General features: G+C 48.3%; 20 protein-coding genes, 1 rRNA gene and 2 other annotated features (1 of these 23 running past the window's edge). All 21 genes read left to right on the forward strand.

What is annotated here, in order from left to right:
• Positions 1 to 83: 83 nt before the first annotated feature.
• The 21 genes from rrf to rplA all read left to right on the forward strand — a co-directional run bounded on the left by rrf (position 84) and on the right by rplA (position 17450).
• A 5S ribosomal RNA gene (gene rrf, locus IRJ25_RS14200) occupies positions 84 to 200 on the forward strand.
• Between the two features lie 146 nt (positions 201 to 346).
• Positions 347 to 823 carry a CtsR family transcriptional regulator gene (locus IRJ25_RS14205; RefSeq protein ID WP_074035340.1) on the forward strand — a complete coding sequence of 159 codons (477 nt, stop codon included), beginning with the start codon at positions 347 to 349 and terminating at the stop codon, positions 821 to 823.
• A 5-nt stretch (positions 824 to 828) separates the two neighbouring features.
• Complete coding sequence (locus IRJ25_RS14210; protein ID WP_074035342.1) at positions 829 to 1263, forward strand: UvrB/UvrC motif-containing protein; 435 nt, start codon at positions 829 to 831, stop codon at positions 1261 to 1263.
• Complete coding sequence (locus tag IRJ25_RS14215) at positions 1263 to 2306, forward strand: protein arginine kinase (protein WP_269318551.1); 1044 nt, start codon at positions 1263 to 1265, stop codon at positions 2304 to 2306. Before IRJ25_RS14210 ends, IRJ25_RS14215 begins: the two co-directional genes overlap by 1 nt.
• 24 nt (positions 2307 to 2330) lie before the next feature.
• Complete coding sequence (locus tag IRJ25_RS14220) at positions 2331 to 4766, forward strand: ATP-dependent Clp protease ATP-binding subunit (RefSeq protein WP_012727705.1); 2436 nt, start codon at positions 2331 to 2333, stop codon at positions 4764 to 4766.
• 56 nt (positions 4767 to 4822) lie between these two features.
• Complete coding sequence (gene radA, locus IRJ25_RS14225) at positions 4823 to 6199, forward strand: DNA repair protein RadA (protein ID WP_012727704.1); 1377 nt, start codon at positions 4823 to 4825, stop codon at positions 6197 to 6199.
• 114 nt (positions 6200 to 6313) lie between these two features.
• Positions 6314 to 7378, forward strand: coding sequence for a PIN/TRAM domain-containing protein (locus IRJ25_RS14230; RefSeq protein ID WP_012727703.1), 1065 nt, complete (start codon positions 6314 to 6316; stop codon positions 7376 to 7378).
• A 55-nt stretch (positions 7379 to 7433) separates the two neighbouring features.
• The gene (gene ispD, locus IRJ25_RS14235) at positions 7434 to 8114 is read left to right on the forward strand and encodes a 2-C-methyl-D-erythritol 4-phosphate cytidylyltransferase (RefSeq protein WP_264093393.1); all 681 of its coding nucleotides are present in this window, start codon (positions 7434 to 7436) and stop codon (positions 8112 to 8114) included.
• Positions 8111 to 8584 (forward strand): 2-C-methyl-D-erythritol 2,4-cyclodiphosphate synthase, encoded by a 474-nt coding sequence (gene ispF, locus IRJ25_RS14240; protein WP_012727701.1) that lies wholly within the window; start codon positions 8111 to 8113, stop codon positions 8582 to 8584. Before ispD ends, ispF begins: the two co-directional genes overlap by 4 nt.
• A gap of 45 nt (positions 8585 to 8629) precedes the next feature.
• Positions 8630 to 10087: a glutamate--tRNA ligase gene (gltX, locus tag IRJ25_RS14245; protein ID WP_201302271.1), complete on the forward strand. Its 1458-nt coding sequence runs from the start codon at positions 8630 to 8632 to the stop codon at positions 10085 to 10087.
• Positions 10087 to 10294 (forward strand) — a binding site (T-box leader). (Overlaps the previous gene by 1 nt.)
• Before the next feature lie 51 nt (positions 10295 to 10345).
• Positions 10346 to 11035: a serine O-acetyltransferase gene (gene cysE, locus IRJ25_RS14250; protein ID WP_074035352.1), complete on the forward strand. Its 690-nt coding sequence runs from the start codon at positions 10346 to 10348 to the stop codon at positions 11033 to 11035.
• The gene (gene cysS, locus IRJ25_RS14255) at positions 11004 to 12401 is read left to right on the forward strand and encodes a cysteine--tRNA ligase (protein WP_074035353.1); all 1398 of its coding nucleotides are present in this window, start codon (positions 11004 to 11006) and stop codon (positions 12399 to 12401) included. The genes cysE and cysS overlap by 32 nt, the downstream gene beginning before the upstream one ends.
• The gene (locus IRJ25_RS14260) at positions 12398 to 12802 is read left to right on the forward strand and encodes a Mini-ribonuclease 3 (protein ID WP_264093392.1); all 405 of its coding nucleotides are present in this window, start codon (positions 12398 to 12400) and stop codon (positions 12800 to 12802) included. Before cysS ends, IRJ25_RS14260 begins: the two co-directional genes overlap by 4 nt.
• Before the next feature lie 109 nt (positions 12803 to 12911).
• Positions 12912 to 13661: a 23S rRNA (guanosine(2251)-2'-O)-methyltransferase RlmB gene (rlmB, locus tag IRJ25_RS14265; RefSeq protein ID WP_214818925.1), complete on the forward strand. Its 750-nt coding sequence runs from the start codon at positions 12912 to 12914 to the stop codon at positions 13659 to 13661.
• Positions 13658 to 14197: a YacP-like NYN domain-containing protein gene (locus IRJ25_RS14270; RefSeq protein ID WP_214818920.1), complete on the forward strand. Its 540-nt coding sequence runs from the start codon at positions 13658 to 13660 to the stop codon at positions 14195 to 14197. Before rlmB ends, IRJ25_RS14270 begins: the two co-directional genes overlap by 4 nt.
• 209 nt (positions 14198 to 14406) lie before the next feature.
• A complete protein-coding gene (gene sigH / locus IRJ25_RS14275; protein WP_012727694.1) occupies positions 14407 to 15048 on the forward strand; it encodes an RNA polymerase sporulation sigma factor SigH in 642 nt (213 codons plus the stop codon).
• A gap of 128 nt (positions 15049 to 15176) precedes the next feature.
• On the forward strand, positions 15177 to 15323 hold the full coding sequence (rpmG, locus tag IRJ25_RS14280) for a 50S ribosomal protein L33 (RefSeq protein ID WP_012727693.1): 147 nt from the start codon (positions 15177 to 15179) through the stop codon (positions 15321 to 15323).
• Between the two features lie 34 nt (positions 15324 to 15357).
• Positions 15358 to 15528: a preprotein translocase subunit SecE gene (gene secE / locus IRJ25_RS14285; RefSeq protein ID WP_012727692.1), complete on the forward strand. Its 171-nt coding sequence runs from the start codon at positions 15358 to 15360 to the stop codon at positions 15526 to 15528.
• Positions 15529 to 15544: 16 nt separating this feature from the next.
• Positions 15545 to 16096, forward strand: a complete 552-nt coding sequence (gene nusG, locus IRJ25_RS14290) for a transcription termination/antitermination protein NusG (protein WP_269318552.1) — start codon at positions 15545 to 15547, stop codon at positions 16094 to 16096.
• Positions 16097 to 16243: 147 nt separating this feature from the next.
• The gene (gene rplK, locus IRJ25_RS14295) at positions 16244 to 16669 is read left to right on the forward strand and encodes a 50S ribosomal protein L11 (protein ID WP_012727690.1); all 426 of its coding nucleotides are present in this window, start codon (positions 16244 to 16246) and stop codon (positions 16667 to 16669) included.
• A gap of 94 nt (positions 16670 to 16763) precedes the next feature.
• Complete coding sequence (gene rplA / locus IRJ25_RS14300; protein ID WP_012727689.1) at positions 16764 to 17450, forward strand: 50S ribosomal protein L1; 687 nt, start codon at positions 16764 to 16766, stop codon at positions 17448 to 17450.
• A 59-nt stretch (positions 17451 to 17509) separates the two neighbouring features.
• Positions 17510 to 17639: a sequence feature (ribosomal protein L10 leader region), on the forward strand (it continues 24 nt past the right edge of the window).

The following is a 17639-nucleotide window of genomic DNA, read 5'->3' on the forward strand; positions in this document are numbered from 1 at the left end:
GATACTAATCGGTCGAGGCTTTGATCTAGTCTAATGGTTTGTGTTGATGAATCCTCAGTTTTCAGGGAACAAGCCCTGTAGAGTCTGGTGGCGATAGCGAGACGGCCACACCCGTTCCCATGCCGAACACGGAAGTTAAGCGTCTCAGCGCCGAAAGTAGTTGGGGGATCTCCCCCTGTGAGGATAGGACGTTGCCAGGCAACAACGCAGGACGACCGAGCATACGCTCGGTCGTTTTTTTGTTTTAGCGATGCTCTCGACATAGAGGCATCGCTTTTCGTTTGCCTTTTTTTAAATCAATGATAAAATATAGTCAAAAGTCAAAGATGGTCAGAGGGTGGTGGAGATGAGAAATATTTCGGATGTCATCGAACAGTATTTGAAGCAAGTCTTGAAGGAAAGTCAGGCAAACGCAATTGAAATCAAACGTCAAGATATCGCACAACGATTCGAATGTGTCCCATCCCAAATCAATTACGTCATCAACACACGTTTTACCGTCGAAAAAGGATATTTAGTAGAAAGTAAACGTGGCGGTGGCGGATATATTCGTATTCGACGCGTTATTTTACACGAAAAGCAAGATGTTCTCTCTAGTTTGATGGATATCATTCATGAACATCCACGTTTGAACGAACAGCTCGTTGAAAATGTGCTGATTCGATTGGTTGAAGAACAGATGATGCACGAACAAGAGGCGCAGTTGATCTATCATCTCTTATCAGATGAAGCATTGAACTTACAAGTTGACGATCGCTCCTATATTCGACGTCAGCAACTACTCGCGCTGATGAAAGTACTTCGTTATCGTAATGGAGGGTAAGTCGTATGCTATGCGAACGTTGTAAACAGCGACCGGCTGTCAATGAAGTCGTTGTCATGGAACAGGACGTACCCGTAAAAAAACGGCTATGTCGACAATGTACGGTAGAACTTATGACGGGCTATGTGCCGGTCGTAAAGCGCTGCCCAACCTGTCAGATGACGCGTCAAGATTTATTGCGTGTACGAAAAGCAGGATGTGCTATGTGTTATACCGTATTTCGTGATGAACTGATTAAAATCACACGTCAATATCAACAAGGACATGATCATCATATCGGTTCGGTCCCTGACCAGTTACGTACACCACATGAACGAATCGAAGAGCGGCTCGAAAAGTTGGCAGGGGAGTTGACCCGTGCTGTCGAACAAGAAGATTATGAACGAGCAGCACGCATTCAAAAAGAAATGAAGCAATTAGAAGGGCAAGGTGATGTCTAATGGAAACGTTCCTAACACATCCACTTGGTCCCAAAATGAAAGAGCGTGCCAAATTGGATGACCTGGTTGTCTCCACAAGAATCCGACTGGCACGTAACGTCAAAGACACTGTATTTTCGCCAGTCCTTTCTAAAGAAGGAGAACGTCAACTATGTGATCGTCTCGAAGGACGGTTACATGGGTTAAAGGGATTTGAATATCTTCATATGCGTGATTATGATGAAGTCACCCGACAGGCATTGATGGAAAAACATTTGATTAGTCCGGCCATTGCGACCAACGAAGAAAGTGCAGTCTTTTTAAGTGAAGATGAAACTATCAGTGTGTTGATTAACGAGGAAGATCATTTACGAATTCAGACCTTACTCCCAGGTTATCAAGTGAAAGAGGCGTTTGAATTAGCGACTCAAGTAGACGCACTGTGCGCGGAATCACTCTCATACGCCTTTGACGAACAGTTAGGCTACTTGACGACATGTCCAAGCAATATCGGAACAGGACTCCGGGCCTCGGTCATGTTACACTTACCGGGTCTCACGTTAACGGGTCGAATCAGCCCCATTTTGCGAGAGCTTCGAAAACTCGGCTATACGATTCGAGGTCGTTATGGAGAAGGCAGCGATGCGGCAGGACGGTTGTTCCAGCTGTCAAATCAGCGGACATTGGGCAGTCATGAATCACAGCTGTTAGCTGACTTTATGGAAGTGACAGAACAAGTGATTCAAGCAGAACGTCATGCGCGTGAAGAGCTCATCGCACATCGACAAGAAGAGTTAGAGGATCGGTTTTATCGGTCATATGGTATTTTACGATATGCCAAACTTCTTTCTTCTACCGAAACCATTGAGCGGCTATCTGATTTACATTTAGCGAGTGACCTAGGAATTTTGTCTGATTGGAGTCCGCCGAAGTTTCATGAACTCATCGTTCGGTTACAATCAGGTTTTCTACAAAAACATTTCGGGAAAACATTATCTACGCAAGAACGAGATCGAGAACGAGCGACACTTGTTCGTCGAACGTTAGATCAAGGCTTAGTTTGATCCAACTATAAGGAGGTTATGTCAATGATGTTTGGACGATTTACAGAACGAGCACAACGCGTATTAGCTTTAGCACAAGAGGAAGCCGTACGTCTTGGCCATCATAATATTGGTACAGAACATATTTTATTAGGATTGGTTCGTGAAGGAGAAGGGATTGCGGCAAAAGCGCTCTTCGCCCTCGGATTGACCTCTGAAAAAATCCAACAAGAAGTAGAATCATTGATTGGTCGCGGTTCGGAGAACGGGTCGACGATTCATTACACACCGCGTGCGAAAAAGGTCATTGAGCTCTCGATGGATGAGGCTCGAAAATTGGGACACTCTTACGTCGGAACGGAACACATCCTTCTAGGATTGATTCGTGAAGGAGAAGGGGTCGCGGCACGCGTACTCAATAACCTTGGAATCAGTTTGACGAAAGCACGCCAACAAGTGTTGCAACTTCTCGGAAACACCGAGTCTTCTTCAAATGCTTCGCAACCTGGAGCGAGCGCCGCAACCCCAACGCTTGACGGATTGGCACGCGATTTGACACAACAAGCACGCGAGTCTCGTTTAGATCCAGTCATTGGGCGTGCAGGCGAAATTCAACGTGTCATCGAAGTATTGTCGCGTCGGACGAAGAACAACCCGGTTCTAATTGGGGAACCAGGGGTCGGGAAAACAGCGGTCGTCGAAGGTCTCGCTCAGCAAATCATCAACAACGAGGTACCTGAAACGCTTCGCAACAAACGCGTCATGGTACTCGACATGGGTACACTCGTCGCAGGTACAAAATATCGTGGTGAGTTCGAAGATCGCTTGAAAAAAGTGATGGACGAAATTCGTCAGGCAGGGAACGTTATTCTCTTCATCGACGAGTTGCACACATTGATTGGTGCGGGCGGTGCAGAAGGTGCAATCGATGCGTCGAACATCCTCAAGCCGTCATTGGCTCGTGGTGAACTTCAATGTATCGGGGCGACTACACTTGATGAATACCGGAAGTACATCGAAAAAGATGCAGCGCTTGAGCGCCGCTTCCAACCGATTCAAGTGAACGAACCGACGACAGAAGAAGCTGAACAAATCCTACTCGGGTTACGCGATCGCTATGAAGCACACCACCGTGTGACGATTACAGATACGGCGATTCACGAGGCGGTCGTCCTTTCAGACCGTTACATCTCCGATCGTTTCTTGCCGGATAAGGCAATCGACCTCGTCGACGAGGCGGCATCAAAAGTACGACTTCGCTCATTCACGGCACCACCGAATTTGAAAGAGTTGGAATCCCGTCTCGAATCGATTCGTAAAGAGAAAGACTCTGCCGTACAAAGCCAAGAGTTTGAAAAAGCAGCTTCCCTTCGCGATACGGAACAGAAGTTACGCGATGAGTTAGAAGAGTTGAAAGCAGAATGGCAGAACAAGCAAGGTAACGAAAAACTTGAAGTGACGAAAGAAGATATCGCTCAAGTTGTTGCGAACTGGACAGGTGTACCGGTCACGAAGATTGCCGAAGAAGAGACAGACCGTCTCCTCAAACTCGAATCGATTCTTCACAACCGTGTCATCGGTCAAGACGATGCGGTGAAATCAATTTCCCGTGCGATCCGTCGCGCCCGGGCCGGATTGAAAGATCCGAAACGTCCAATCGGGTCATTCATCTTCCTCGGACCGACCGGAGTCGGGAAAACAGAGCTCGCCCGTGCAGTTGCCGAAGCGATGTTTGGCGATGAAGATGCCATCATTCGAATCGACATGTCCGAGTACATGGAAAAACATGCGACGAGCCGTCTCGTCGGTTCGCCTCCTGGTTATGTTGGTTACGAAGAAGGCGGTCAATTGACTGAAAAAGTGCGTCGGAAACCTTACTCGGTTATCCTACTCGATGAAATCGAAAAAGCGCACCCAGAAGTATTCAACATCTTGCTTCAAGTGTTAGACGACGGTCGCTTGACGGATTCGAAAGGTCGCACAGTCGACTTCCGAAACACAGTCATCATCATGACGTCTAACGTCGGAGCCGCAGCGCTTCAACGAAACAAATATGTAGGATTCACAGTGGAAGATGATGTGAAACGTGAATATACGGAAATGAAGGACAAAGTACTCGAGGAATTGAAGAAAGCGTTCCGACCTGAGTTCTTGAACCGGATTGATGAAATCACGGTATTCCATTCACTTCAAAAAGAGCACATTCAAGAAATCATCAAACTTATGGCAGAGACACTTAAGAAACGTCTCGCCGAACAAGGTGTTGATTTCAGCTTGACGGATGCGGCACTCGATAAAATTGCCGATGTCGGCTACGATCCGGAATACGGGGCTCGTCCTCTCCGTCGTGCCCTTCAACGGGAAGTGGAGGACCGCCTCTCAGAAGCAATGCTCGGCGGCACAATCGCTAGAGGCAGTAAAGTTGCGCTCGACGTACAAGATGGAGAGTTCGTCGTTCGTAACGAAGGTGTAGTTCAGTAAAACATTCAGCTCCCTCGTCGTTTAGAGGGAGCTTTTTTTAGACAGGAAGGGAACTTATGGCCAAAATTAAAACGAAATACGTCTGCCAATCGTGCGGATATGAATCAGCCAAGTGGATGGGGCGTTGTCCGGGTTGTAATGAATGGAATACGCTCGTCGAAGAGTTTGTAGAAGAGAAGAAAGCCAAACGTGGAGCGGCCTTTGTGCATAGTTCATCGCGACAATTGAAACCGGAACGCTTAGCGAACGTCGTCTCACAAGAAGAGACGCGCGTGCATACGAATAGTCGTGAATTTGACCGTGTCCTCGGCGGTGGGATTGTCCCAGGTTCACTCGTTTTGGTCGGCGGGGACCCGGGAATCGGGAAGTCGACCATTCTGTTACAGGTTAGCGCTCACTTAGCCCATAGTGGTAAAAAGGTGTTATACATCTCGGGGGAGGAATCTCTCAAACAGACAAAACTTCGTGCGGAACGCCTTGGTTTACCGACCGATGACTTGTTCGTGCTCGCTGAGACGGACATGTTGATGATCGAACGGGTTATTGATGAGGAGCAACCTGGATTTGTCATCATTGACTCGATTCAAACGGTATATATGGATGAGATTCAATCGGCGCCAGGGAGCGTGTCACAAGTTCGAGAATGTACGGCCGCCCTCATGAAAATTGCGAAAACGCGAGGGATTGCGGTCTTCATCGTCGGTCACGTGACGAAGCAAGGGTCGATTGCCGGCCCGCGCTTACTTGAACATATGGTCGATGCGGTACTTTATTTTGAAGGGGAGCGTCATCATACGTTCCGTATTTTACGGGCGGTGAAAAACCGTTTTGGATCGACGAACGAGATTGGCATTTTCGAGATGAAAGAGAGTGGACTAGAGGAAGTGCTTAATCCATCTGAAATATTCTTGGAGGAACGCACGGCTGGCGTATCGGGTTCGACCGTTGTCGCCTCGATGGAAGGTACGCGGACGGTACTCGTGGAACTCCAAGCACTCATCTCTCCGACATCGTTCGGGAACCCGAGACGTATGGCCACGGGCATTGATCAAAACCGAGTCGCGCTGCTCATGGCCGTGCTCGAAAAACGTTCCGGTCTCTTGCTTCAGACGCAGGATGCGTACTTGAAAGCAGCCGGTGGCGTCAAACTGGATGAACCGGCGATTGACCTTGCGATTTGTATCTCGATTGCCTCGAGTTTCCGCGATCGTCCGACTCGTCCGACGGATGTCTGCATCGGTGAGGTCGGATTGACTGGGGAAGTGCGACGGGTTTCCCGAATCGAGCAACGTGTCGCCGAGGCGGCAAAACTAGGTTTTACACGGGCTATCATCCCGAAAAATAACATGGGGGGATGGACCGCTCCGGCAGGGATTGAAGTCGTCGGGGTCGGAACAGTGGACGAAGCACTCCAGTTGGCGATTCCGTTCTAACGGGTCGCCACTGGCAGTTTTTAACGCTTTGTAACGAACGTGATTGAAAAAATCATGTTACAATGAAAGTGTTATTTTTTGAAATTTTATTTCATATAGAAGGAGGTGGAATGAGTGAAGATTGCTGTACGAATCGGATTTATTTTGATTGGACTCGTCGTGGGTTGGTTCGGAATCATCGAAGCGACGCTTTTATTAGCAGACCTTGGCATGAATGTGCCGGAGTGGTTAACGATTCCATACGTAGCAAGTTTGATTGGTGGACTTATCTTCTTCATTCTTAGTTTATTCTTAACAGATGGTGTTGTTGCATTTATTCGTTTTGTCGAAGAACGGCTCGTCCGTTTACCGGTAGGGGATATCTTATTCGGTTCGATCGGTCTCATCATCGGGCTCTTGATTGCCTTTTTGATTAGTGTATCGCTTGAAGTCACGAATATTTTCTTACTGAGTAAAATCGTCCCGATTTTTGTCACGGCCCTGTTTGGTTACTTTGGTTTCGCGGTCGGCTATCGGAAGCGTAACGAATGGATCAAACTATTTGTGAAGAGCGAACGGGAAAAGCCTGCGGCTGAACCGGTCCAACGCTCTAATGATAAGATTTTAGACACGAGCGTCATCATCGATGGTCGAATCGCGGATATTGCGACGACTGGATTCGTGGAAGGAACATTGATTGTGCCCCAGTTCGTCATCGGCGAACTGCAATACATCGCCGACTCCTCGGATACGTTGAAGCGGAATCGTGGACGTCGTGGACTGGACATCTTGAAGGAACTACAAGAGAACAAGCGCATCCAGGTTGAAATCTATGATGGAGACTTCGAAGACGTACCGGAAGTCGACATCAAATTGATTAAACTAGCTGAACTGAAAAACGGGATTGTTGTTACGAATGACTACAACTTAAATAAAGTGTGTGAGGTACGAAATGTACCGGTCTTGAACATCAATGATTTGGCGAACGCCGTCAAACAGATTGTCATTCCTGGTGAAGAGATGGTCGTGACAGTTATTAAAGAAGGAAAAGAGCAGAATCAAGGGGTTGCTTACCTTGAGGATGGGACAATGGTTGTCGTGGAGGGCGGACGTAAATTGATTTCGAAGACGCTTCCTGTCGTTGTGACGAGTGTCTTACAAACGTCTGCAGGCCGTATGATTTTTGCCCGTCCAGAATAACGGATCAAAAAGAGACGCGAGAGCGCTCTCTTTTTTCACGAAGAGAGGTATTAACATGGTAGCTTATACAGTTGTCATCCCGGCTGCGGGAAGAGGGAAGCGGATGGGTGCGGATGCGAATAAGTTGATGCTGACGCTCCGTGACAAACCGATTATTGCTTGGACGTTACAGGCGTTCGATACCGATCCGTGGTGCGAACGAATGGTGTTAGCCATCCGGCCAGAAGAACGTGACTGGTTCGAGGCGATGACGTCACAGATGAATACGCCGGTTACATACGTAGCAGGAGGGGAAGAACGACAACAGAGTGTCCATGCAGGACTGAAGGTTGTTGCACCCGATACGATTGTGATGATTCATGACGGTGCGCGTCCGTTTGTAAAACGTGAACAGTTGCATCAAGTGGCTGAAGCGGCACTGCAAGGTGGTGCCATCTTGGCGGTACCCGTTAAAGATACGGTCAAACAAGTTCAACGTCATCACATCGAACGCACCGTTCCCCGTGAAAACTTATGGTTGGCACAAACGCCGCAAGCCTTTCAGGCGAAAGCGATTTTGGCGGCACATGAACGAGCGGTCGAACAACAGGTGATGGGAACGGATGATGCCAGTTTGTTTGAGTGGCTCGGCGAATCGGTACAAGTGGTCCTTGGGGACTATCACAACATCAAAATGACGACGCCCGAAGATTTATTGTTCGGCGACGCGATTTTAGCGAAGGAGGAATTACAATGAGAATTGGTCAAGGCTTTGATGTACACGCATTTGCAGAAGGACGTCCGTTAATCTTAGGGGGAATCGAAATCCCACATGAGCGTGGACTTCTCGGTCATTCTGATGCGGACGTGTTACTCCATACCATTGCGGATGCGGCACTTGGAGCAATTGCGGCAGGTGATATCGGGAAACACTTCCCGGATACGGATCCGGAATTTAAAGATGCAGATTCGAAAGTATTGCTTCGTCACGTCTGGCAGCTCGTGAAAGATCAAGGCTACGTTCTCGGAAATGTAGATGCGACGGTCATGGCTCAACGTCCGAAACTTCGTCCTTACATTGATGAGATGCGCGCGGTCATTGCCGAACTTCTTGAGGCGGACATCGAGCAGGTGAACGTGAAAGCGACGACGACGGAGAAACTGGGGTTCACGGGACGCGAAGAAGGGATTGCGGCGCAAGCGGTCATCTTACTCAACCGGGCTTGACAGAAATGGTATACTATTTGGGCAGAAGAGAAGAAAGGTGGAACTATTATGAGTGAAGTGCGTGTACGCTATGCGCCTAGTCCGACGGGGCATCTCCATATCGGAAATGCGCGGACGGCGTTGTTTAACTACTTATTTGCTCGCCATGCTGGCGGAAAAATGATTCTTCGGATTGAAGACACTGACCAGAAACGGAATGTGTTGAACGGTGTCGAGAGTCAGATGAAATACTTGGAATGGCTCGGCATCGACTGGGATGAAGGTCCAGGGCGTGACGGAGACTACGGTCCGTATTACCAAATGGAGCGTCTTGCGATTTATGAGAAATACGTCAATGAGTTGATGAGCAAAGGCCTTGCTTATAAATGCTACATGACCTCGGAGGAGCTTGAAGCAGAGCGTGAAGCACAAATCGCACGTGGGGAGGCACCACGTTACTCGGGTGCGCACCGTAACCTCACTGTTGAAGAACGTGAAGCGTTTGAAGCGGAAGGGCGTAAACCGTCTATTCGGATTCGTGTGCCGGAAGGCGTGACGTATAAATGGACAGATGTCGTCAAAGGAGACGTCTCGTTTGAATCGAAAGATTTCGGTGACTGGGTCATCGTGAAACAGGACGGCATTCCAACGTACAACTTCGCAGTTGTCGTGGACGACCATTTGATGAAGATCAGTCACGTGTTGCGTGGGGACGACCATATCGCGAACACACCAAAACAGATGATGGTCTATGACGCACTTGGTTGGGACTATCCTGAATTCGGTCACATGACGCTCATCTACAACGACCAACATAAAAAGTTATCAAAACGGGACGAATCGATCATTCAGTTCATCGAACAATATGCGGATCTCGGCTACTTGCCAGCAGCGCTCTTCAACTTCATTTCGCTCCTTGGCTGGTCACCTGTCGGGGAAGAAGAAATCTTCTCGAAAGAAGAGTTCATTGAAATGTTTGATGCGAAACGTTTGTCGAAGAGTCCGGCAGTTTTTGACCAACAAAAACTTTCTTGGATCAACAGTGTATACATGAAGAAGGCCACGCTTGACGAAGTGGTGGCACTCAGTTTACCATTCTTACAAGAAGCAGGACGATTACCCGAGGCGGTATCTATTGAGGAAGCGGATTGGGCGACAAACTTGATTGCATTGTATAAAGAACAAATGACGCACGGAGCAGAAATCGTCGCGTTGACAGACTTGTTCTTCAAAGATGAAATCGAGTATGACGAGGAAGCGAACGCTGTCCTTTCAGGTGAAACGGTACCTGCTGTTCTTGCAGAGTTCAAACAGCAGCTCGAAGCAATCGAAGACTTCACTCCGGAAGCGATTAAAGCGGCGACAAAAGCGACGCAAAAAGCTACCGGTCAAAAAGGGAAAAACTTGTTCATGCCAATCCGTGTCGCGACGACAGGACAAACACATGGACCAGAACTCCCGAACGCCATTTCGTTAATCGGAAAAGAGCGTGTGTTGAAGCGTCTGACAACTCTATTAGCGTAATAAAGGCATTGATGAGGAAAGTAAGCGGTACGACACGTTGCAGAGACTAGAACCTAGGCTGGGAGTTCTAGATGTGTCCCCCGAAGAAGTGCACCTCTGAGCCGTCTCGGCGATATGTAGTCGAGACCGTGACTCGGCGTTAACGAGACTTGAGAGGGGAACGCATTTTCCCAAACAGAGTGGAACCGCGCTTACGGCGTCTCTGTGCCTTGGCACAGGGGCGTCTTTGTTTTTGTATAAGAAAAGGAGATATCGATTATGGGATTTTGGAGCAGTGTCCGCGAAGACTTGCGGACTGTCCTGGAACTAGACCCTGCCGCTCGTTCGAAAGTAGAAGTGGCACTGACTTACCCAGGCCTTCACGCCATATGGGCACATCGCATCGCGCACGGATTATGGAAACGTAACATGAAACTGGTGGCCAAATTATTAGCCCAATTCAGTCGTTGGTTGACCGGGATTGAAATTCATCCGGGGGCGGTGCTTGGGGACCGCGTGTTCATCGATCACGGTTTCGGTGTCGTCATCGGTGAGACGGCGATTATCGGGAATGACGTCACTATCTATCAAGGCGTCACCCTGGGTGGAACGGGGAAAGAGAAAGGGAAGCGTCACCCGACAATCGGGAGTGACGTGCTTATTTCAGCGGGGGCGAAAGTACTTGGTAACATCACGGTCGGCGATTGCGTCAAAATCGGAGCGAGCTCGGTCGTATTGAACGATGTGCCGTCTGATTCGACCGTGGTCGGAATTCCAGGTCGTGTCGTCATCCGAAACGGTAAGCGTGTGAAGCAACATGATCTAGATCATCGTTTCCCAGATCCGGACCGCGAATGCCAAGAACGCTTAGAAGCGGCAGTGGATGAACTACAACAAAAATTAGCAACGCTTGAAAAGCGGATGGAGGAGAAGACACATGATTCAGCTGTACAACAGTCTCACGAATAAAAAAGAACCGTTTGTCCCGATTGTTCCGGGTAAAGTATCGATGTACGTATGCGGTCCGACCGTTTACAACTACATTCATGTCGGAAACGCCCGTCCGGCGATCGCCTTCGATACGGTTCGTCGCTACTTGACGTATCGTGGGTACGAGGTCAAATACGTCTTGAACTTCACAGACGTGGATGACAAGATCATTCGTACGGCGAATGAATTAGGAGAAGACACGGAGACGCTGACGAATCGCTATATCGAGGCGTATTTAGCAGATACAGGGGCACTTAACGTTCAACCGGCAGACGTGCATCCCCGTGTTACCGATACGATGGTAGAAATCATCGAATTCATTCGTCAATTAGAGACGGAAGGGTTCGCTTATGAATCAGAAGGAGACGTGTATTTCCGGACGAAGAAGTTTGAGACTTACGGAAAATTGAGTCAGCAATCGATTGAAGATTTGCGGGCCGGGTCACGTGTCGATGTCGGGGAGAAGAAAGAAGACCCGCTCGACTTCGTCTTATGGAAAGCGGCTAAACCGGATGAACCGTCATGGGATAGTCCGTGGGGCAAAGGACGTCCGGGCTGGCATATCGAATGCTCGGCGATGGCGAAAAAACATCTCGGGACAACAATTGATATTCACGCGGGCGGGCATGATTTGAAATTCCCACACCACGAGAACGAGATTGCTCAGTCAGAAGCTTGCAACCATGCGAAGTTCGCCAACTATTGGTTGCATAACGGCTTCATTAACATTGAAAATGAGAAGATGTCTAAGTCGCTCGGAAACTTCCTCCTCGTCCATGAGGCGTTGAAAGAAGTCGACCCGATGGTCCTGCGCTTCTTCATGTTGTCTGTGCATTATCGTCATCCGATCAACTATAGCCGAGAATTGATTGAACAAGCGGCGAACGGCTGGAGCCGAATCAAGGAAGCTTACCAAAATATTGAATATCGCTTGTCGGTAACAGCTGGACTTGGAGAGGCGAGCGAGTCGATGGAACGGAAGCTTGAATCCATCAAGGCGTCTTTCATCGAATCAATGGATGATGATATCAATACGGCCAACGCCGTGACCGTCCTCTTTGACTTGGCACGGGAAGCGAACATTTATGCGAAGGCCGATCATGTGGCAAAAGCGACGCTAGAACAGGTCCTGTCGCTATTTGATGAATTGACGGGTGTCCTCGGCTTGACGTTGGCAGAAGAAAAAGAACTATTGGATGCCGAGATCGACCAATTGATTCAAGAACGGAACGACGCACGGGCGGCACGTAATTTTGCCCGGGCTGACGAGATTCGTGATTTACTAAAAGAACAAAACATCCAACTCGAAGACACGGCCCAAGGGGTTCGGTGGAAGCGGTTATGATGCAACCGAAACAAATGAATGCCCTTGCGCTCGCCTACATGGGAGACGTGGTATACGAAATGGCTATACGGAGACGCCTGCTCGAGAAAGGATTGACGCGCCCGAATGACTTGCACCGGGGCGCGGTCCGCTACGTCAATGCACGGGCGCAGGCGAGCGTCGTGACATTTTGGTTAGAGACGGATGCGTTGACGGAAGAGGAACAGGCTGTCGTCAGACGTGGAAAGAATGCGAAATCAGGATCGGTTCCGAAACGGGTCGATGTGCACACGTATCGTTATTCCACGGCGTTTGAGGCACTGATTGGGTATATCTATTTGACAGAAAGAAGGGATCGTCTTGAAGAACTCATCAAACAAGCGTTCGAACGACTCGAAGCCGAGTCGACCGAAACGACATGACGGAAATCGGGGAGCGGAGAAACGAACGTTTGACCGCCCTCGTGGGGAACGACCAGATCGCGCGCGTCGCCAAAAGGCAGAACGCCCTGACTATAAGGAAGTCGATGTGATGGAGGAAGGGATTGACTTCCTTTACGGTCGTAACCCGGTACTCGAGGCACTGCGAAGTGGTCGTGATATGAATAAAGTATTCATTATGGAAGGTCAGCAAAAGGGACCACTCGCTCAAATCATCGCGATGGCGAACGAAGCATCGGTCCAAGTGTCATTCGTCCCAAAAACGAAACTTGAGAAGATGGCTGGCAGTGAACATCACCAAGGCGTCGTTGCGGCGGTTGCGGCTTATGAATACAAAACAGTCGAAGACATGTTCGCTCTCGCAGCTTCGAAAGAGGAGACACCGCTCTTCATTTTGCTAGATGAGCTCGAAGACCCGCACAATCTCGGTTCGATTTTACGGACCGCCGATGCCGTTGGCGCACATGGGGTCATCATTCCGAAACGTCGCTCGGTCGGTTTGACTCAAACGGTTGCCAAAGCCTCGACCGGGGCCATTGAGCATATTCCGGTGGCGCGTGTGACGAACTTGACACGGACACTTGAAGAGTTGAAGGAAAAAGGATTGTGGGTCGTCGGGACCGACGCGAAAGAAAGTCAGGACTATCGTCGATTGGATGGAAATATGCCACTCGTTGTGGTCATTGGAAGTGAGGGCAAGGGGATGAGCCGACTCGTGCGCGAATCGTGCGACTTCCTTGTTCATTTACCGATGGTCGGTCATGTCACGTCACTCAATGCATCTGTTGCAGCGGCGCTCCTCCTGTATGAGGTGCATCGCTCACGTCATCCATTGGCATGAGTATCCTGAAGCGCGAGCTCCTTCTTGTCGACGGATATAATATCATCGGCGCGTGGCCTCACTTGAGAAGGCTCCGCGATGTAGATTTTGAACAAGCACGGAATCTGTTGATTGAGGCGATGGCAGAATATCAGGCTGCGTCCGGCAAAGAGGTCACCATCGTGTTTGACGCCCACATGCGCTATGGTCGTGAATCCAAAGAGAAGCGGAGTCGGGTCGACGTTGTCTATACGAAAGAAAATGAGACAGCGGACGAATGGATTGAGCGGCGTGCCCATGAATTAGTGGATGACCGGCTCATTACATTATTCGTTGCGACGAACGATTTCACGGAGCAGTGGGTCATCTTTGGTCAAGGCGCATTGCGCGTCCCGGCAACGGAACTGTTGAAAGATTGGAAGCATGCGAAAACACTGATTGAGCAACAGCGCGTGTCGCTAGAGAAAGAACAAGCAAATCGGAAGACGATTGATATTCCACCACATATTCAAGCAAAGTTTGAAGAAATGCGACGTCGCAAATCAAAAGGTGATTGAAATCACGGACGAGTTCATGAAATGGACTCGTCTTTGTTTCGATTTTGACATTTTTTTGCAAAGGAATGTTGTATACTACTACATATATGAGTTACACAGTATTCAATTGACGGAATTTTTAGAAATTTGTTTGACGCATAGGAGTAGGGAGCCCTATAATGGGACACAACCTTACATTGTTCAGGATCAATCGCCGGGGGGTAACGAGCATGAACGGATGGCCGTACGAACAGTTTGAAAAAATGTCAGACGAAGAGTTGGTCTTATTGGCGCGCAACGAAGGGGATAGCGACGCGCTCGAATTTTTGATTGAACGATACCGGTATTTTGTGCGGGCGAAGGCACGTTCATACTTTTTGATTGGTGCAGATCACGAGGACATCGTCCAAGAGGGGATGATCGGCCTTTATAAAGGTGTGCGTGATTATAAAGACGAGCGACTTGCGTCATTCAAAAGCTTTGCCGAGATGTGCATCACCCGCCAGATGATCACGGCAATCAAGACGGCGACACGCCAAAAACATATTCCGCTCAATTCATATGTGTCACTCGATAAACCAATTTTTGATGAAGAGTCTGACCGGACGTTGCTCGATGTCATCTTGCCACCACATCCGACTGACCCACAAGAATTAATCGTGACACAGGAAGAACAGTCGTTCATGGAAGCGAAGATGGATGAGATCTTGAGTGACCTCGAACGGAAAGTCTTGCGTCTTTATTTAGACGGGCGCTCTTATCAAGAGATTTCAGATGACCTCGATCGTCATGTCAAATCGATCGATAATGCGTTACAGCGCGTGAAGAAGAAATTCGAGCGTCATGTCGACGTCCGGATGCTCACGAGCTAACCGATTATTGACCGCGTGCCTCCTATGTGATACTTTAAAAGCAGCGCCTTGTCCGTAGACGCCATTTACAGGAGGCGTTTTTTTTTCGCTCTTTTTTAAGAGAGAGTAGTCGAAAGGGGCGCTTATGAATGGCAAAGAAAGTAAGTCTCGCTTGCTCAGAATGCGGGTCTCGAGAGTACTCGACGACAAAAAAAGATGGCGTGTCGACACGGCTTGAAATGAAGAAGTTTTGTCGCCGCTGTAACGCGCATACGCTGCATCGGGAATCAAAGTAACGTAGATTGGCATTCAATGTAGGAGGAAGCTACCATGAACTTTTTGCGCGACGTATGGAAAGAGTTGAAGAAAACGAGTTGGCCGACTCGTAAAGAACTCACGAAATATACCATTACTGTCATCGCGACTGTTGTCGTGATTGGCCTGTTCGTGTTCGGCGTAGATACTGGGGTCAGTTATCTCGTCAATTTATTGATTAACTAAGGAAGAGGTGAAAGCCGTGGAGAAACAATGGTTTGTTGTCCAGACGTACTCAGGTTTTGAGAATAACGTCAAAGAAAACCTAGAACGTCGAATCGGTTCGATGAACATGGAAGATAAAATTTTCCGCGTCCTCGTCCCGACTGAAACGACGCAAGAAGAAGTCACATTGAAGAGTGGCGAGAAGAAAATCAAAGAACGTGAAGTCAAAAGTTTCCCGGGCTATGTGTTCGTAGAGATGGTCATGACTGACGATTCATGGTATGTTGTCCGCAACACGCCAAACGTCACCGGCTTCCTCGGTTCAACGGGTGGTGGGGCAAAACCAATCCCACTCCAACCGGAGGAAGTGACAAACGTCTTGTCACAAATGGGACTCATCGAGAAGAAAGATCGTTACAACTATGAACTCGGTGACCTTGTCCGCGTGAAAGAAGGCGCATTTGAGAACTTTGAAGGAACAATCGACGAGATTGAAGCCGACAAAGAGAAGCTCAAAGTCGTGGTCGACATGTTCGGTCGTGAAACAAAAATTGAGCTTGATTTCGAACAAGTTCAGAAAATTAACTAAACCCACTTGCTAATCCGTAAAACGGATGGTACAATCGAAAATGTTTGATGTTGTGCTTTATTTCGGTACAAACTCGACCTAATAGATTGAGTGGGAGGGCGCACAACGTCCAAGAAACCACATTTTAGACTTAAGGAGGTGTGTCTCGTGGCGAAAAAAGTTTCTAAACTCGTTAAACTTCAAATCCCAGCTGGTAAAGCAAACCCAGCTCCACCAGTAGGTCCAGCACTTGGTCAAGCAGGTGTTAACATCATGGGATTCTGTAAAGAGTTCAACGCTCGTACACAAGACCAAGCCGGATTGATTATTCCTGTAGTCATCACGGTATACGAAGATCGTTCGTTTACATTCATTACGAAAACTCCACCAGCTGCAGTTCTCTTGAAGAAAGCTGCTGGTATCGAGAGTGGTTCTGGTGAACCAAACCGTAAGAAAGTAGCAACGGTTAAGCGTGACAAAGTTCGCGAAATCGCTGAACTTAAAATGCCTGACCTTAACGCATCATCTGTAGAAACAGCGATGCTTATGGTTGAAGGTACTGCACGTAGTATGGGTATTGTAATCGAAGACTAATTGCTAGTCTCTGGGGTTGTCGGTGAATACTGCTCACCTTCAATCCCTTCATTATGTGGGAGGAAATTCCGCTAACCACAAGGAGGAAAAGATCATGGGTAAAAAACACCAAGAAGCAGCTAAGCTTGTTGACCGCACGAAGTCATACGACCTCGCTGAAGCTGTCGAGCTCGTTCAAAAAACAGCTACTGCTAAATTCGATGAAACAATCGAAGTTGCTGTCCGTCTCGGCGTAGATCCGAAGAAAGCAGACCAACAAATCCGTGGTGCCGTTGTACTTCCACACGGTACTGGTAAAACACAAAAAGTTCTCGTCTTCGCAAAAGGTGAGAAAGTGAAAGAAGCGGAAGCTGCTGGAGCAGACTACGTTGGCGACGCTGAGTACATCAACAAAATCCAACAAGGATGGTTCGACTTCGATGTAATCGTTGCGACACCTGACATGATGGGTGAGGTTGGTAAACTTGGTCGTGTTCTCGGACCTAAAGGCCTCATGCCTAACCCGAAAACAGGAACAGTTACTTTCGACGTAGAAAAAGCAATCGCGGATATCAAAGCTGGTAAAGTTGAATACCGTGTTGATAAAGCTGGTAACATCCACGTTCCAGTTGGTAAGAAATCATTTGAAGCATCTAAACTCTCTGAGAACATCGAGACAATTCTCGAAACACTCATGAAAGTGAAGCCTGCTACTGCAAAAGGAACTTACCTTAAAAACATCTCGCTTTCATCTACAATGGGTCCTGGGATCCGTGTAGCGACTGCAGATTTCCTTAAGTAATCTTGTTGAAATAAATTGTTGACAACGTGTGACACCGCTGATAAAGTAATACACGTTCAACCGAATATGTTGGATTACCGTAGACAGAAGGTGGACATCGGTCCGTAAACCCTTCCGAGGTGTCTTTGCTCGAACTTGAGCCTGTTGTCACAGGTTTACTTTCAAACAATTACGCCCTCGTATGTCTTC

Source organism: Exiguobacterium sp. KJ 601, from assembly GCF_027161185.1.
GTDB classification, from domain to species: Bacteria; Bacillota; Bacilli; order Exiguobacteriales; family Exiguobacteriaceae; genus Exiguobacterium; species Exiguobacterium profundum.

Bases quoted from the DNA above. Each gene is read 5' to 3' on its own strand.
- IRJ25_RS14270 (WP_214818920.1), top strand. From the start codon at position 13,658: ATGAGTATCCTGAAGCGCGAGCTCCTTCTTGTCGACGGATATAATATC.
- radA (WP_012727704.1), top strand. From the start codon at position 4,823: ATGGCCAAAATTAAAACGAAATACGTCTGCCAATCGTGCGGATATGAA.
- cysE (WP_074035352.1), top strand. From the start codon at position 10,346: ATGGGATTTTGGAGCAGTGTCCGCGAAGACTTGCGGACTGTCCTGGAA.
- ispF (WP_012727701.1), top strand. From the start codon at position 8,111: ATGAGAATTGGTCAAGGCTTTGATGTACACGCATTTGCAGAAGGACGT.
- IRJ25_RS14260 (WP_264093392.1), top strand. From the start codon at position 12,398: ATGATGCAACCGAAACAAATGAATGCCCTTGCGCTCGCCTACATGGGA.
- rplA (WP_012727689.1), top strand. From the start codon at position 16,764: ATGGGTAAAAAACACCAAGAAGCAGCTAAGCTTGTTGACCGCACGAAG.
- IRJ25_RS14215 (WP_269318551.1), top strand. From the start codon at position 1,263: ATGGAAACGTTCCTAACACATCCACTTGGTCCCAAAATGAAAGAGCGT.
- IRJ25_RS14210 (WP_074035342.1), top strand. From the start codon at position 829: ATGCTATGCGAACGTTGTAAACAGCGACCGGCTGTCAATGAAGTCGTT.
- IRJ25_RS14205 (WP_074035340.1), top strand. From the start codon at position 347: ATGAGAAATATTTCGGATGTCATCGAACAGTATTTGAAGCAAGTCTTG.
- rlmB (WP_214818925.1), top strand. From the start codon at position 12,912: ATGGAGGAAGGGATTGACTTCCTTTACGGTCGTAACCCGGTACTCGAG.
- sigH (WP_012727694.1), top strand. From the start codon at position 14,407: ATGAACGGATGGCCGTACGAACAGTTTGAAAAAATGTCAGACGAAGAG.
- cysS (WP_074035353.1), top strand. From the start codon at position 11,004: ATGATTCAGCTGTACAACAGTCTCACGAATAAAAAAGAACCGTTTGTC.
- ispD (WP_264093393.1), top strand. From the start codon at position 7,434: ATGGTAGCTTATACAGTTGTCATCCCGGCTGCGGGAAGAGGGAAGCGG.
- IRJ25_RS14220 (WP_012727705.1), top strand. From the start codon at position 2,331: ATGATGTTTGGACGATTTACAGAACGAGCACAACGCGTATTAGCTTTA.
- secE (WP_012727692.1), top strand. From the start codon at position 15,358: ATGAACTTTTTGCGCGACGTATGGAAAGAGTTGAAGAAAACGAGTTGG.
- rpmG (WP_012727693.1), top strand. From the start codon at position 15,177: ATGGCAAAGAAAGTAAGTCTCGCTTGCTCAGAATGCGGGTCTCGAGAG.